The organism is Roseivivax sediminis (assembly GCF_900112685.1).
Taxonomy (GTDB): domain Bacteria; phylum Pseudomonadota; class Alphaproteobacteria; order Rhodobacterales; family Rhodobacteraceae; genus Roseivivax; species Roseivivax sediminis.
This window is the reverse complement of the sequence record NZ_FOMS01000014.1, coordinates 81,380-96,288: the sequence shown is the minus strand read 5'-3', so window position 1 is coordinate 96,288 and position 14,909 is coordinate 81,380. Positions and strand designations below refer to the sequence as shown.

Genomic DNA, 14,909 nt, shown 5'->3' with positions numbered 1-14,909 from the left:
ATCAACGGCACCGTGTACAGTGCTTTTCAAACAGACATTTGCATAACTTTTGCAACCCTTTGCACAAATGCACATGTATCAGGCACCCAGATGGTGTCCATATCTATCCCCGTTGCACTGCCTCCGGGGTGGCCACTTGCCGGTCGATTGCAGGGAATCTGGGCATTCCGCGCCCTTTGGCAGAGCCCGCCCCCACCAACGCGAAACGCCCCGCGGACCGCGGAGCGTTTTGCCTTCCATCAGGAGAAGATCGGTTCAGAGGTATGCCTGCACCATGCGGGCCTGGCGTTCGCGGGCCCATTCGGCGCAGACCGGTTTGGCCCGCAGACCGGCACAGCGGATGTTAGCAACGCCGGAGCTGGTCTCGTGGCGCAGTTCCAGCACCGGCCGGGCCGCCGCCGCATCGCTCACGGGGATCGAAGAACTCGTCACGCCATCCACCTCGAATCGCGCCTCGAGCAAGATCTCCGGATCCGCTGCCGAAGGTAACCATCCGGCGAGGAACGCGGGCGCTTTGGCTTCCTGATGTGGTATATCTCGAAGGATGCAGATCGACGAAGACAAAATTGACGAAGCGGTGCTCGGCCTGCTCTGGTTGACGCTGCATGAAGAGCGCCGTGCATGGAAGGGCTTGGATTGGTCCACGCTGGACAGGCTGCACCGGAAGGGCCTGATCCACGATCCGGTCAAGCGGGCCAAGTCCGTCGTCTTGACAGATGAGGGGCTGCGATCCGCAGAACACCTAGCTCGATACACGTCAGTCAGTGTAGTATTTCTTCCCGTAGCTGCTGTATGCGCCGTACTTTCCGCCATAGCCATAGCGCTTCATCCCCTGCGCGCTGATCTGGTTGAGCACCACCCCGGTCACCGGATGGTTCACGCTCTCAAACATCTGCAGTGCCTCGTTCACTTGAGCCCGAGAGGTGTGATCCCAGCGGATGACGAACAGCACGGCATCCGTGACCTGTGCAATCACTCGGGCATCCGGCACTACCAAGACCGGGGGTGTATCAATGATGATGTGATCGTAGTGCTTGCGTGCCTCCACCAGAAAGTCCGCAAAGCGCTGCGAAGAAAAGAGGTCCGCCGCATTCACCGGGCTCTTCTCGGCCATGAGAACTTCGAGGCCGGTCGCCTCATCGTGGACAATCGCGTCCTCGATTCCGGTCTCTCCGGAGATGACCGAAACTAGACTGCCGCTTTTCCGAGCATCAATATATTGTTCGAACGTACGCCGACGAATGTCACCCTCGATCAGCAAGACGCGCTTGTCCATGCCAGTAAAGTTCTTAGCCAACGTCATGGCAAGCGTAGTCTTGCCTTCCCCGGGTATCGAAGAGCTGACAAGAACCACCTGGGGCGGCTTGTCGACGTTGGACAAAAGCAGCGATGTCCTCAGATTACGCAGCGCTTCCGCCGCGGCGGAGGTCGGTTTCTCGGTAATGTAGGCCACCGCTTTCTTGCGCTCTTTTGCCGGGAAGAGCGGAATCTGCCCCATAACGGGGTAGCCGGTCACCCTCTCGGTACCAGTCGCATCGCGGAACGTATTACGGCGCACCTCCAACAGCAGAACGAGCGCGGCACCGATCAGCAAGCCGAGCATGCCGCTTGTACCTAGAGCAAGAAATTTTCTGGGAGACGATGCAGAGGCCGGCACAACCGCTTCGGAGAGTGTCCGGCTATCGGATTTTTGGATGCCCTGCTGGACCGAAGTCTCTTTCAAGCGCGACAAGAAGTACTCATAGAGAAGCCGGCTCGCCTCCGCCTCGCGAGTCAACTGCTGCAGCGTAATTAGGTCCTCGTTCTGCTGCGCGATCTGCGTCTCGAGATTTTCCTGCGAGGCTTCGAGGGTCTCTATCTGCCGGGCGTTGCGCTGCACATCAGCATCGGCGCGGGCTTCGATTTGCTCGAAACGAGCCTCGAACGTCTCGGTGCGACCGGGTTCATCAAGTTGCCCCAACAGCGAATTCAGAGTCCGGTCCCCAGCGGCGGCGGCCTGCTCTTCCGGGGTCTCTGCCGCACGCAACGCCTCCAGTCGCGTTTGTTCCTCGGTCTGTGCGGCGCGTAGATTTGTCGTTCGGTCGCGCAGCTCCTTGAGCTGGCGTTCCAGCGCCGCCAAACTTTCTGGACTGATAAGCTCGATATCCGCGCGGAAGTTCTTGACCTCCTGCTCGGCGGTCTCGAGTTCGGTCTGCAGCTCGGCCACCCGATCCGAGAGCCATGCTGTGGCACTCTCGGTGGCCTCGAACTTCGCGTCGAGTTGGTCGCTGATGTAGAGTTCCACAAGCGTGTTCGAAATACGAGCCGACTTTCTCGAATTGGCTGTCTCGGCCGTGACCTCGAAGACGTAGGTCTGTGGCACGTTGCGCACGCTTACGGCCTTCTGCAGCGTACTGATCGTGGCGTTTCGCTGCTGGTTGTCCGTGGCCTCTCCCGAAACAGGATCAGCCCCCGCTGTCCCCAAAAGAACCTTTATGCTTGATGTGAGCCAATCAACGACCCCGGCTGGCTGCAGAGACATATTAAATTCAGGATCGTCCATGAGGTTCAACTCATCGACCACTTGTCCCATCAGGGCACGGCTTCTCAGGATTTCGACTTCGGTGTTGATCACCGTCGAGTCAGCCGACATACCACCGACCACGCTTTCAAAATCAACGATCTGTTCCTGCTGAGTCTCCAGTACAACCGTGGCTGTCGAGCGGAACAAGGGCGTCGCCACAATGTAGGCGTAATATCCCCCTAAAAGTACCGCCGCGATCATCGTGAGAACAATGAGAAGCTTGCCGCGCCAGAGAGTTCCTAGGATCGCTCCAAGATCAATCACATCATCTTCGCCGGATATATCGGACTGTGCCGCAGCCATACTAGATCTTAGTGTAGAAACCGGCTGGAATGTTCTCGTCATTATACAAAAGTATCCGGAAGCTGTGGAACGACGCTGTTGCGCCAAGCTGAACCACGTAGCCTAACGCCAATGTCTGCCGTACCGGCTATTGCGACCTCCGTCCACTACTCCGGGCCAAGTATGTGCTGAAATTATCGCAAGCGTGCGCTGGCCTTGCCATCGAGCAACCAGCCGAGACCCAGTCATAGCAATTCCGGTGTCCCTGACCTGCCCACCCTTCGGTTCCCAGCCACGCAACGGCGCCATGTTGGTCTTGATTCAGCTCTCGTCCACGAAGACCAGGCCTGTGGGATCGAGCCAGACCAGCCATCGCCGCCAGGAGCTCCGCCTGCGGGTGACGTCAGCGCGGCTCAGTTCCGCGGCGCGCAGGTCTTCTTTTGCGTCTGGCCCTCGCGGCGCGGCGTGACGTGCGACTCGGCCGTGATCCACGCCAGCAACCAGGCACGACGCGTGCCAGCCTAGAGCGATCAGCCTCCGCGCGGAGCGCAGGTGAGACCGACCCCGTCCGCCGGAAGCGCTGCGTCCACCTCACTGCAGAGGACGCCGCCACACCGAACAGGGTGGCCGCCGCTCGGCAGCTCATCCCCCTCGACCGCAGTCACTACACAGCTACGCAAGTCATCAGAACAGGCTCGTGCCGCGCGACAATCAGGATGATACCGTCACAGAGGTCGCGACGTAGAATCTCATCCAGATCGACGCGCGCGTCTCATCCAAATTGTCGCGCTATAGGCTCGAACCATAAATGCTAACCTTCTCGCGGCAGCCAGCATGAATCCGCTTCCGAGTCAAAGCGCAAGTGAAACACTCTAACGGCGTTGAACTGACATCAGCTCAATCGGACGGCCAGCCAGCGCTCGAGTTCGGCGTGCAACGATGCGCTGACCCCCGACCCGGAAACGGTGATCTCCCGACGCTCGGGATCATAGGTCGTTTCGAGGCGCAACGGGGCGACGGGAGCGGCAGATTTGTCGGCACTGTCCGAAGCGGCCGTGGCCTTCGCTTCTGTCTGAGCCCCTGCCCTGCCGTGTTTCGTGCGCATCCCCTGCCCTACCGCTGGTGCTGCAAGACGCTTGAGTTCCTCAGCTGCATTCGCCGGCGGATAGGCTGCGAGATCAACCTTGATCTGCGAAGCCAAGTCTGGATCTTTGGCCAGTCTCCGAGCCAACTCAAGACCGCTGCGTTCAGCGAGTGCCGTAGGGAATACCAATACCCCGTCGAGCGCCACAACGATCTCGGTGAAGCTGCGGATCTTGGAGCGTTTCGCGCGCGAAACGTTCGCGAAGAGCGCGCGCAGCGCCTCCTCCCGAGTCTCGAACACCCCCTCCTCGACGGCTTTCACCGCGATCCGGGCGCGTTCGTAATAGCTCAGGCCGACGCGGATCTCGTTCTCCTCGACCATCGCCACATAGGCGTCCGAGGCGGTGCGGGGCGCGCGGACGACCGCCAGCACCTCTCCGGCCCCCCTGCCCTCCTCCGCGAGATGCCTCAGCGCGGCGAGCCGCCGCCAGCCCGAGATCAGCCCGTAACGCGGCGCGGCGTCCGTGCCTCGGTCGACGACCTCCACCGGGGTCTGCTGACCGCGGGCAGCAAGGCTCTCGATCAGGGCGGCGAAGTCTTCGTCATCGGCGCCCATCCGGTCGCGGACCAGGTGCTCCGCCGCGACCTGATCGAGCGGCAGCGCCAGAATCATTCGCCCCTGCGCGCGAGCCTCCTCCATGGAGCGGCTGAGCTCGCCGAGCGCGGCGGCCGAGGAGGTTTCGCGCGCGATCTCGGCGATGGGCGCGCGCGACGGCGCCGAGGCAAAGGCCGCTTTCGGCCCGGGAGCCGCGTCGCCCTCCCCCGCATCGGCCTGGCCGAGATAGTCGGGATTGGCCGGGGTCAGTCGCTTGCGCTTGGCCATGTCTCACTTTCCTTCGTGTGGGCCGTGGTCCGGGTCCGATGTTTCGCGCGCGAAACGTTCGGGCCGGACGGGCGCGCTCCTGCGTTTCGCACGCGAAACATCCTCACTCCGCCGCCTTTGCGCGGGCCAGCTCGTCGCGCCGCCAGGTGCCGACGAGCAGCCGCTTGAAGGCGGCATAGGTGGCGTCGAAGGTGGCGCGGCCGCGGGCATAGGTCTCGCGGTTGAAGTCGCGATAATCGGCCTCGTAGATGCCCGAGACCTGCTCCCCGGCCTGGCCGATGAGCGCGGTATAGTCCTGCCGCTCGGGAGACAGAGTCGCGCCCAGATAGGCCTGCATCAGTGAGGCGAGCTCGCCCTGCTGGGCGCCGTCGTAGCGTGTCAGGATCGCGCGCACCGCGTCCCATTCGAAGGCCAGCCCCTCGCGACCCAACGCCCGCGCGGCCATGTTCTCTCCCTCCTCGATCGAGGCGAAGGTGGAATGCAGCATGTCGAAGAACCGCCCCGTGGAATCGAATTCCAGGAATGAGGCGCCGAGCGGCACCAGAAGGATGTCGGCGGCGGCGAGCCCGTTGATCGTCAGGTAACCGAGGGCAGGGGGGGTATCGAGGAAGACCACGTCGTAACGGTCCAGAACCCCGTCGGCCTCGAGCGTCTCGGTCAGCGCGTCCCACAGTTTCCAGGTGCGCCCCTGCATCCGCCAGACCGGGATCTGGAACTCGGACCAGTAGAGGTTCAGCTGCGCGCCGATCAGGTCGATGTTCGGCCAATGGGTCTTCTGGACGATATCGGCCGCGCCGATCTCCAGCGCCTCCGAGAGCGTGTCGTCGAGGGGCAGGGGGGCCTCGCCCCGGTCGAGGCGGGCCTGGTTCTCGCGTCGCAGGTGCTGCGCATAGTGGCGCGCGAGCAGGGGAAAGACCGTGCCCCATTCGTCGGCGACCTTGCCGCCGAAGATCGAGGTCATCGAGCCCTGGCTGTCGAGATCGACCACCAGCACCCGGTAGCCGTCGAGCGCCGCCGACATCGCCAGGTGTGCCGCGGTCGAGGTCTTGCCGACCCCGCCCTTGAAGTTCGCCACCGCCACCATCTTCGCCGGCTGCCCCTCGGGCCGGTAGGGCAGGTAGCCCTTCGATTTCGACCCTTCCGCAGCGAAATGGGCGCGCAGCCGCAAGACTTCGTCGAGGGTGAACCACTTCGCCCCGCCGGCGGTATCGGACCGGCCCTGCGGCAGGTCGGGATTGGCCTTCAGCACGCGACGGAAATGCGGCGTGGCGACGGGGATCATGTAGCGGGTGATTTCCCACGTGGAGAAGAGCCGCAGCGTCTTCGATCCGCCTTCGTCGAGCCCGCGTGAGGCCAGGTCGTGCCGACCTCGGGCACAGGCTTCGGCGATCTCCGAGAACCGCGCGGTGGAGAAGGGATCGCCGAGATCCCGCATCGCCCGGTCGGGGTCGATATTGTGATAGGGAACGTCCTCGCCGCTCATGCCTCGTCCTATCCATGGTCGCTGCCTGTGGCGGTCATCGTCCGGAGCATCCTGCCGGACATGCCGCGTTTTTATCAGGATACGCAAAAACCGCGAACATGGAAGCGAAGACCGCATCCGATTCGATTTTTCTCAGGAAATTCGGAGGTAATCGGTCGCGCAGGGGGCAGGGCAGGGGACGTCCAAGATTTTCTGCACGTGTTAGAATCGTGTTATCTATAGTGTTACGGGTTTCAGAGCGTTTGGCAAACCTACTGATCTGTCTGGGTTTTCGGAGCTTGCTGAAAGGCTGCGCGACTCTGAAACCACGTCGTGGCGACTCCGAACCCCCGATGAAGCGATTCCGAACCCCCGATCTCGGCGCTGGACCGGGGCAGGGGGCGCGCATAGGCTGGGCGTCACCGAAACCACGATAAGCCGGGCTCCAGTTCCGGCGCCGCGGTATCGGATCGGGCGGCAAACGGCGCGGGGCGTTCTTCCTTCGCCGCGGCAGGAACGGGACAGGCGATGGCAGCGGCGCAGAGCGGCGGGGGCGGGACCCTCATGCCGGACCGGCACGGGCAGATGGATTTCTTCATCTGCGACATCTTCGATGCGATCCCCAAGGACGATCTGGCGACGATGGAGCATCCGGTCTTCTCGCTGGCCACGCGTCCCGACCGGCGCATCCTGCGCTATGCCCATAACGGCGCCGAGATCGAGGTCATTCCCTCGGTGAAGGGCCTCGCCACGATCCACGACAAGGACATTCTGATCTTCTGTATCAGCCAACTCGTGGCCGCGCTCAATGCCGGCCGGGAGGTCGGGCGGACGCTCACCCTGCGCGCCCACGATCTTCTGGTGGCGACGAACCGCGAAACCAGCGGAGACGCCTATCGCCGCCTGCGCGAGGCGTTCGAACGCCTCGCCGGCACCCGCATCACCACCAACATCTCCACCGGCGAGGTCGAGACCACCACCGGCTTCGGCCTGATCGAGAGCTGGGAGATCCTGCGCCGCTCGCGCGGGGGGCGGATGATCTCGGTCTCGGTGACGCTGTCGGACTGGCTCTTCCGGGCGGTGATGGCGAAATCGGTACTGACTCTCAGCCGCGATTATTTCCGACTGAGGAAACCGCTGGAGCGGCGGATCTATGAACTGGCGCGCAAGCATTGCGGGCGGCAGGCGTCGTGGCGCGTGTCGGTCGAGGTGCTGCTGAAGAAGTCCGGCTCCGCGGCGCCGCGCCGGGTGTTCCGGGCGAACCTGCGCAAGATGATCGCCTCGGACCATCTGCCGGATTACGCCATGGCCGAGGAGGAGGGCGATCTTGTCCGCTTCACCCGCCGCCGGCCGCTGCGCGACAAGGGCGCGGACGCCCCCGCGCTGGCACCGGAGACGCTCGAGGCTGCCCGCGCCCTGACGCCCGGTGCCGACGTCTACGCGCTCGAGGCCGACTGGCGCGCCTACTGGGCCGCCTCGGGCCGGCCGCGCCTGCGCTCGGCCGACGCGGCCTTCCTGGGTTTCGTGAAAGCGCGCGCGAAAGGGTAGGGGTGTTTCGCGCGCGAAACGTTTCTCCCGGATCGGCATTCCTGAACCCTGGGGCGCGGGTGCCGGAGACTGGCGGGACCGCTTGCCGGGTCTGTCTTCGCACGGCGTCGTCCGGGGGCCTGCCTGGTCGGGTAAAGACCCGCGATCACCTTGACACTTCGCGTCCGAGCCGCTTTCCATCTCGCGTCATATCGACTGCCCGATCACCCCACGCACGGCCGCGCCGAGGTACAATAAAGACATGGTCTGGAAAAATAGCGACGGCGTTGCGGACGCAATGGAACGTGGGGTCGTCTTCCACAGCCACATCCCCAAGACGGCCGGCACGTCGCTGCTCCGGTCCGTGAAAGAGGCTCTGGCGCCGGGCCATTTTATTCACTGGAACCCCTCTAACCCTTACAACATCGACCGCTCGCTGGAGGAACTGCGAAAGGTTCTGGACGAGAACCCGTCGGTGAAGGTCGTGCACGGGCATTTCATGTACGGAATGCATCGTGCGCTGGACGGGCGCCCGTTCAAGTACATCTCCGTTCTGCGTGATCCGGTGGCGCGCATCTTCTCGCATTACAAGCACGCCATCGAACTCAACCTGCCCAGCATGGGGACCGAAAAGGCGGGCCTGCTGGTCGACACCCCGATCGAGCACGCGCTGCGGCAGCCGGACATTTCCTATTTCTACAACAACATTCAGGCCCGCTTCATCAGCGGGCTGAGCGAGCCGGACTTCGGGGGGCGTTCCGATGCGGAGGTTCTGGACCTCTGCAAGGAGCATGTACGCAACGACTACTGCTATCTCGGTGCGCAGACATCCGTCTTGCAAGCCGTGACCGATCTGTCCGAACTGCTCGGGGGCATCCCGATGCAGGAACGCGTCGAAAACGCGCGGGGGCGGATGGATGCCCGTCTCCTGTTTTCCGCGGAACAGCTCGAAAGCGTGGAGTCGCAGAACAAACTCGACATATCCCTTCTGAAGACGTTCTGTCCGGATATCGAACTGTCCTCTGCCGTCACCGCGGCCGACGCCGAAAATAACATGTCCAAGGTCATGCTGGACACGTATAGAAAGGCGACAAAGAAGTTGATAAAAAGAGTGGCCAAAGCCGAAAAGAAAACGGCCGGCGGGCGATAAGAAAAGGTGTTCGAATAAATGTTCATGTTTTGCGGGGATTCCCATTCAAGGATCTTTCAGATCGATACATGGGGAAAGTTTTCTTTCACCTCCTTTTCCGGAGCGACGATCGCGGGTCTTCCCTCGCCGAGGTCTCACACCCAGCACGGCGCGATCATTCGGCATCTTGCGCGCGCGCCGGAGACTAAGACGCTTGTCCTGATGTTCGGGAACGTCGATATCGATTTCACTTTCTATCGCTCCAGCGCGCTTGACCCAGACGTCACCCTGGAGCGTTTCATCGCCGACAGGGTCCGCAACTACATCTCCTTTCTGACTCTGCTGTGTGACGACGATTTCCCCGACTCCGTCATCGAGGACATTTGCGTCCTTGGCGCACATCCGACACCCGTGCTCGATGAGAACTTCATCGATGTCACGGGGCCACAGACCAAGCTCGAACGCTCGGCCTTCGAGGAGCTGGGAAAACGTATGGACCTCTCGCAGGTCGCCCGTACGAAGCGGGGTCTCGCCCTCAACGATGCGTTGGAGCAGGAATTGCCGCGGTTCGATAACCGCATCAGCTTCCATCGTATCGACAAGGCGATGCTCGCAGAGACCGGCGTGATCGACAACAAATACGCGGGCCAGTTCCGCCTCGATCACCATCCGAACCGCAACTTGTCGCGGCAATTGTGGTACAAGGCTCTTGCCGACAAGATTCCGGCCTTCAAGGAGCGCGCTCGATCGTGATGGGGCCTCGCTGAGGCGAATGCCATTCACATCCCCGCCTTTCCGCAGCGAGAGGTCTGCCTCGATGATCACCGGGACGCGCGCCTCGCGAGGTCACGGAGACGGCTCGGCTGATCTGAACAAGGTCCGGGCTTTTCGTAAGTGGTTTTCCGCCTTGGTTACGTTGCTGCCATCACCGGCCGCAGCGGTTGAGGCGACGCCCCGCCACCGCGCCGTCCCTGTCCGGGCAGTATGGCGGGCCGGTGCCGCTTCTGGTCTCCAAGTACGATGTTCGTGGTCCCCTGGGCCTAGCCAAAGATCATGTGTCCCGGACAGCGAGTGCGTCAGGTCACACCCGCGCGCAGGAGAACGTTCACGGCGCTGTCGAAATGCTCCGACATGGCCTGTTCGGCCCGCCCCGCGTCCTGCGCGGTGATGGCGGTGGCGATGCGCTCGTGGCATTTCAGGTTTTCCAGCCGGTTTTCCCGCGTCCCGCGCGAGCGCCAGCCGATGGCCCATGTCTTGCGGGTGATGACGCGGAAGCTGTCCACGAGCATGGCGTAAAGGGCGTTGCCCGAGGCTCGGGCGATGACCGAATGGAAGCGGAGGTCGAGTTCCATGACCACCGAGTGATTCGTGTCGAGTGCGGCGATCATGCGCGCGGAGAGGTCGAGCAGTTCGGCGGCCTCGGCGTCGCTCCGGCGCAGGGCCGCGAGGCAGACCGTGCGCATTTCCAGCGTCCTGCGCACGTCGAGCACCTGCTGGATGCTCATCCCGTTGGCATGGGTCGCGTGATCGAGGATCACGCTGATCGCCCCCGCATCCGGCATTGCCACCTGCGCCTTGCGCGAGCCTCCGATGTCGAGAAGCTGCAGCGTGGCCAATCCCCTCAGCGCCTCGCGCGTGACCGGGCGCGAAACCCCGAGATGGGCGGCGAGCGCCGCCTCCGAGGGCAGGCTGTCGCCGGGGCGCAGCCCCCTGGAGCGGATCAGGTCCCGGATACCGACCATCGCGCGTTCGGCGAGGCTCGTCTCGGGATGTCGCTCCTGGGGGATGGGTGCCTTCATGGAAACCTCCTGACGAAGTGCGGCGGAGCCGGCGAACCGGGCCCGGGTTTTCGAGGAGTTGACGATAAACTCTCCAAAATTGTCTGACAATCCGGTAGTTTTCGTAAACTCGGTTTGTCCATATGCCCTGACTTTTCTAAGCATCCCGACAGGAGGACGCCGCCCGCCGGGCGGAGCTGGGAGGACACCTTTGAAAATCACCGCCATCCGCACGTTCCGCCTGGAGGAGTTCGCCAACGTCCTGTGGGTCCATGTCGAGACCGACGCCGGGATCACCGGTCTTGGCGAGACCTTCTACGGCGCCGCCGCCTGCGAGGCGCATATCCACGACACTCTTTCCGTACGCCTCCTCGGGCAGGATCCCCTGAACATCGAGGCGCTCCACAAGGAGATGGTGAGCCTGCCGAACGCGCAGGCCTCCACCGGGGTCGAGTATCGCGCCGCCTCGGCTGTCGACATCGCGCTCTGGGATCTCTTCGGCAAGGTTTCCGGCCAGCCCGTCCACGTCATGCTGGGCGGGCGGACGTGGGACAAGATCCGCACCTACAACACCTGCGCCGGCACCCGCTACGTGCGCACCAACCGCATCAAGCCGGTGGACACCTGGAACCGTGGCGCAGACGGCCCCTACGAGGATCTCGACGCCTTCATGACCGACGCGGGGGCGCTGGCCGAGAACCTCCTCGACAGCGGCATCACTGCCATGAAGATCTGGCCCTTCGATCCGGCGGCCATCGAGAACAAGGGCGTCTTCATCTCCGGAGCGCAGATGAAGGAGGCCCTGCGCCCCTTCGAGCAGATCCGCGCCGCGGTGGGGGACCGCATGGAGATCATGGTGGAGATGCACTCCCTGTGGAACCTGCCCGCCGCAATGGAGATCGCCCGCGCGCTGGAGCCCTACGCCCCGCGCTGGTTCGAGGACCCCATCCGCATGAACAGCCCGCAGGCGTTGGGCGAGTTCGCCCGCTCCACCCCGGTCTGGACCTGCGCCTCCGAAACACTGGGCTCGCGCTTCGCCTACAAGGACTACCTCGACCGGGACGCCGCCCATGTGGTCATGGCCGACCTGTGCTGGACCGGGGGGCTGACAGAGGGGCGCAAGATCGCCGCCATGGCCGACACCTACCACCGCCCCTTCGCGCCCCACGACTGCATCGGCCCCGTGGGCTTCGCCGCCGCCGTCCACATGTCGATCAGCCAGCCCAACACGCTGATCCAGGAATCCGTCCGCGCCTTCTACGAGGGCTGGTATCGCGAACTCGTCACCGAAGTTCCCAGGGTGGAGAACGGCTGCATCCTTCCCATGGAGGGGCCGGGCCTCGGCACCGAACTGCTGCCCGGCTTCTTCGAGCGATCCGACCTGACCACGCGACTCTCGGAGGCAGATTGATGCCCACGAACCTCTTCGACCTGACCGGGCGCACGGCGCTCATCACCGGCTCCTCGCGGGGCCTCGGCCGCGCCTTCGCCGAAGGCCTCGCGAGCGCGGGGGCACGCGTCGTGCTCAACGGCGTGAACACCGAGCGGCTGGAACAGGCCGCCGCCGAGATGCGCGAGGCGGGCCATGACGTGCTGATCTCCGCCTTCGACGTGGCCGACGAGGCCGCCGTGATTGCCGCCTTCGAGGCCTTCGATACGGCCGGCACCGAAATCGACATCCTCGTGAACAACGCCGGCATCCAGTTTCGCAAGCCCATGCTGGAGCTGGAGACGGAGGATTGGCGCCGCGTCATCGACATCAACCTCACCGCCGCCTTCGTCGTGGGGCGCGAGGCCGCCAGGCGCATGGCGGGCCGGGGCCGGGGCAAGGTGGTCAATATCGGCTCGCTGACCTCGGAACTCGCGCGGGCGACGGTGGCCCCCTATACGGTCGCCAAGGGGGGCGTGAAGATGCTCACCAAGGCCATGGCCGCCGAATGGGGCGAGAAGGGTATCCAGGCCAATGCCATCGGGCCGGGCTACATGGTGACGGACATGAACGAGGCGTTGACGTCGAATCCCGAGTTCGACGCCTGGGTGAAGGGCCGCACGCCGATGCGCCGCTGGGGCCTGCCCGAGGAACTGGCGGGGACCTGCATCTACCTTGCCTCGGATGCGTCGAACTACGTCTCGGGGCAGATCATCTATGCCGACGGCGGCATGATCTCGGTGCTCTGATGCGGATCGTCTTTCACGGCACCAACGCCGCCGCCTTCGCCCCCGGTATCGAGGACATGCTGGACGGGGATCATGACATCCGGGTCCTCTCTCCGACCGTCGACCAGCCCGGCGAGGCCGAGGCGCTCTCGAATGCCGACGTGGTGGTGGGCGTGCGTTACCGCGCGGGCGATCCGCCCCTTTCGGCGCGGCTCTACCAGCTTCCCGCCGCGGGCTACGACGGCATCGACATGGACGCGCTGCCCGATGGCTGCACCGTCTGCAACGCCTTCGGTCACGAGGCCGCCATCGCCGAATGGACCTTCGCCGTGCTGCTGGCGCGGCATGTCCCGCTTGCCGACGCCGACGCGCGGCTGCGCAAGGGCGACTGGCACTACTGGGCCGGGACCGGCGCGCCGCGCACGGAACTGGGCAGCCGGTCCATCGGCATCGTCGGGCACGGGCATATCGGCAAGGCCGTCGCCGATCGCGCGCTCGCCTTCGGCATGGCGGTCCATGTCGTCAACCGCTCCCCCGTGGAGGAGCCGCGCTATGCCGGTGCGGCGACCCTGGACCGGCTGGACGAGGTTGCGGGCGAGGTGGACATCCTCGTGAACACCCTTCCCCTGACCGACGGGACGCGCTCGCTGATCGACGTCGGCACGCTCTCGGCGATGAAGGACGGCGCCATCGTGGTGAATGTCGGCCGCGGACCGGTGGTCGACGAGGACGCGCTGTGGGAGGCGGTGAAGGACGGCCGTCTGACCGCCATCCTCGACACCTGGTATACCTATCCCAGCGAGGAGACCCCCGATCCTCTTCCCTCGCGGCATCCGTTCCACGAGCTCTCGAACGTGACCCTCTCTCCGCACATGTCCGGCTGGACCGAGGGCACCATCGCCCGTCGCCGCGCCGCGGTGGCCGAGAACATCAACCGCCTCGCCGCCGGAAAGCCCCTCCTCGATGTGGTGCGCCCATGAAGGCCGTCGTCTGCCACGCCCCGCGCGACCTGCGGATCGAGGACCGCCCCGAGGCCGCCGCCCCCGGCCCCGGAGAGGCGCAGATCGCCATCTCCCACGGCGGCATTTGCGGCTCGGACCTGCACTACTATCTTCACGGCGGCTTCGGCGCGGTGCGCCTCGTCGAGCCGCTGATCCTCGGGCACGAGGTCTCGGGCATCGTCACCGCCCTCGGGCCGGAGACGCAGGGGCTGGCCGTCGGGGACCGCGTGGCCGTGAACCCCTCGCGGCCCTGTGGAACCTGCGCCTACTGCCTGCGCGGCCAGCCGAACCAGTGCCTCGACATGCGCTTCAACGGGTCGGCCATGCGCACGCCTCACGAGCAGGGCCTGATGCGCGCGCAGCTGACCCTCCCCGCCGCGCAGGCCGTGCGCCTCGCGCCCGGTACCGATCTCGCGCTGGCCGCCATGACCGAGCCGCTCGCCGTCGCGCTTCATGCGGTTCGCCAGGCGGGCAGCCTTGTCGGCAAGCGGGTGCTCGTGACGGGTTGCGGCCCCATCGGGTGCCTCGTGATCTCCGCCGCGCGTCTCGCGGGAGCGGCGCAGATCGTCGCCACCGATATCGCCGAGGCTCCGCTCGGGATCGCCCGGGGCATGGGCGCGGACGAGGTCATCGACCTTGGGCGTAGCCCCGAGGCGATGGAGACGCTCTCGCGCGGCAAGGGCACGGTGGATGCCAGCTTCGAGTGCTCGGCCGCGCCGCCCGCGATTGCCGGCACCCTCGGGGCCACCCGCGCGGGCGGAACGGTCGTGCTGGTCGGCATCGGCGGCGAGGTGCCCCTGCCTCTCGGCACCGCCGTCGCCAAGGAGCTCACCCTGCGCGGCACGTTCCGCTTCCACGAGGAGTTCGCTCTCGCCGCCCGCATGATCGAGACGGGGCGCATCGACCCCGCCCCCCTGCTGACCGGCGTTCACGAGGCGGAGGAGGCGCGGGAGGCCTTCGACCTCGCCGCCGACAAGTCCCGCGCCATGAAGGTGCAGATCCGCTTCCCCGGCCCCTGACGGCCGGGGTCCAACCCGAGTTTCA

Annotated in this window: 11 protein-coding genes and 1 pseudogene; 8 read left to right on the top strand and 4 right to left on the bottom strand. The window is 64.7% G+C overall.

Annotation, left to right across the window (positions count from 1 at the left end; all coding sequences use genetic code 11):
* Positions 1-544: 544 nt before the first annotated feature.
* Positions 545-691: pseudogene (locus F3H57_RS22835) on the top strand (DUF6429 family protein); the annotation flags it as partial.
* A 66-nt stretch (positions 692-757) separates the two neighbouring features.
* On the opposite strand, the gene F3H57_RS18820 reads toward F3H57_RS22835, so the two are convergent.
* From F3H57_RS18820 to F3H57_RS18810, 3 genes are all read right to left on the bottom strand, one after another.
* Entirely contained in the window at positions 758-2,866 is a 2,109-nt protein-coding gene (locus F3H57_RS18820) for a GumC family protein (protein WP_149757912.1), read from the bottom strand.
* Positions 2,867-3,737: 871 nt separating this feature from the next.
* Positions 3,738-4,811, bottom strand: coding sequence for a ParB/RepB/Spo0J family partition protein (locus tag F3H57_RS18815; RefSeq protein WP_149757910.1), 1,074 nt, complete (start codon positions 4,809-4,811; stop codon positions 3,738-3,740).
* A gap of 103 nt (positions 4,812-4,914) precedes the next feature.
* Positions 4,915-6,294 (bottom strand): AAA family ATPase, encoded by a 1,380-nt coding sequence (locus F3H57_RS18810; protein WP_149757908.1) that lies wholly within the window; start codon positions 6,292-6,294, stop codon positions 4,915-4,917.
* A 507-nt stretch (positions 6,295-6,801) separates the two neighbouring features.
* Between F3H57_RS18810 and F3H57_RS18805 the strand changes: the two genes are divergently transcribed.
* From F3H57_RS18805 to F3H57_RS18795, 3 genes are all read left to right on the top strand, one after another.
* A complete protein-coding gene (locus F3H57_RS18805) occupies positions 6,802-7,821 on the top strand; it encodes a replication initiator protein A (RefSeq protein ID WP_149757906.1) in 1,020 nt (339 codons plus the stop codon).
* A 241-nt stretch (positions 7,822-8,062) separates the two neighbouring features.
* Positions 8,063-8,950 carry a sulfotransferase family 2 domain-containing protein gene (locus tag F3H57_RS18800; RefSeq protein ID WP_149757904.1) on the top strand — a complete coding sequence of 296 codons (888 nt, stop codon included), beginning with the start codon at positions 8,063-8,065 and terminating at the stop codon, positions 8,948-8,950.
* Between the two features lie 18 nt (positions 8,951-8,968).
* Entirely contained in the window at positions 8,969-9,682 is a 714-nt protein-coding gene (locus F3H57_RS18795; protein ID WP_149757902.1) for a hypothetical protein, read from the top strand.
* A 323-nt stretch (positions 9,683-10,005) separates the two neighbouring features.
* On the opposite strand, the gene F3H57_RS18790 is transcribed toward F3H57_RS18795, so the two are convergent.
* Positions 10,006-10,728: a FadR/GntR family transcriptional regulator gene (locus tag F3H57_RS18790; RefSeq protein WP_223163147.1), complete on the bottom strand. Its 723-nt coding sequence runs from the start codon at positions 10,726-10,728 to the stop codon at positions 10,006-10,008.
* A 190-nt stretch (positions 10,729-10,918) separates the two neighbouring features.
* Between F3H57_RS18790 and F3H57_RS18785 the strand changes: the two genes are divergently transcribed.
* From F3H57_RS18785 to F3H57_RS18770, 4 genes are read left to right on the top strand one after another with little or no spacing between them, the layout of a single operon-like run.
* Entirely contained in the window at positions 10,919-12,118 is a 1,200-nt protein-coding gene (locus F3H57_RS18785) for a mandelate racemase/muconate lactonizing enzyme family protein (RefSeq protein WP_149757900.1), read from the top strand.
* Entirely contained in the window at positions 12,118-12,885 is a 768-nt protein-coding gene (locus tag F3H57_RS18780) for an SDR family oxidoreductase (protein ID WP_149757898.1), read from the top strand. The genes F3H57_RS18785 and F3H57_RS18780 overlap by 1 nt, the downstream gene beginning before the upstream one ends.
* Entirely contained in the window at positions 12,885-13,844 is a 960-nt protein-coding gene (locus tag F3H57_RS18775; protein ID WP_223163146.1) for a 2-hydroxyacid dehydrogenase, read from the top strand. The genes F3H57_RS18780 and F3H57_RS18775 overlap by 1 nt, the downstream gene beginning before the upstream one ends.
* Positions 13,841-14,884 (top strand): L-idonate 5-dehydrogenase, encoded by a 1,044-nt coding sequence (locus F3H57_RS18770; protein WP_149757896.1) that lies wholly within the window; start codon positions 13,841-13,843, stop codon positions 14,882-14,884. The genes F3H57_RS18775 and F3H57_RS18770 overlap by 4 nt, the downstream gene beginning before the upstream one ends.
* The last annotated feature ends 25 nt before the right edge of the window (positions 14,885-14,909 follow it).

What these genes read in the sequence shown, in the direction of transcription:
- F3H57_RS18820 (WP_149757912.1), bottom strand. Translation starts at nt 2,866, where the DNA reads ATGGCTGCGGCACAGTCCGATATATCCGGCGAAGATGATGTGATTGAT.
- F3H57_RS18815 (WP_149757910.1), bottom strand. Translation starts at nt 4,811, where the DNA reads ATGGCCAAGCGCAAGCGACTGACCCCGGCCAATCCCGACTATCTCGGC.
- F3H57_RS18810 (WP_149757908.1), bottom strand. Translation starts at nt 6,294, where the DNA reads ATGAGCGGCGAGGACGTTCCCTATCACAATATCGACCCCGACCGGGCG.
- F3H57_RS18805 (WP_149757906.1), top strand. Translation starts at nt 6,802, where the DNA reads ATGGCAGCGGCGCAGAGCGGCGGGGGCGGGACCCTCATGCCGGACCGG.
- F3H57_RS18800 (WP_149757904.1), top strand. Translation starts at nt 8,063, where the DNA reads ATGGTCTGGAAAAATAGCGACGGCGTTGCGGACGCAATGGAACGTGGG.
- F3H57_RS18795 (WP_149757902.1), top strand. Translation starts at nt 8,969, where the DNA reads ATGTTCATGTTTTGCGGGGATTCCCATTCAAGGATCTTTCAGATCGAT.
- F3H57_RS18790 (WP_223163147.1), bottom strand. Translation starts at nt 10,728, where the DNA reads ATGAAGGCACCCATCCCCCAGGAGCGACATCCCGAGACGAGCCTCGCC.
- F3H57_RS18780 (WP_149757898.1), top strand. Translation starts at nt 12,118, where the DNA reads ATGCCCACGAACCTCTTCGACCTGACCGGGCGCACGGCGCTCATCACC.
- F3H57_RS18775 (WP_223163146.1), top strand. Translation starts at nt 12,885, where the DNA reads ATGCGGATCGTCTTTCACGGCACCAACGCCGCCGCCTTCGCCCCCGGT.
- F3H57_RS18770 (WP_149757896.1), top strand. Translation starts at nt 13,841, where the DNA reads ATGAAGGCCGTCGTCTGCCACGCCCCGCGCGACCTGCGGATCGAGGAC.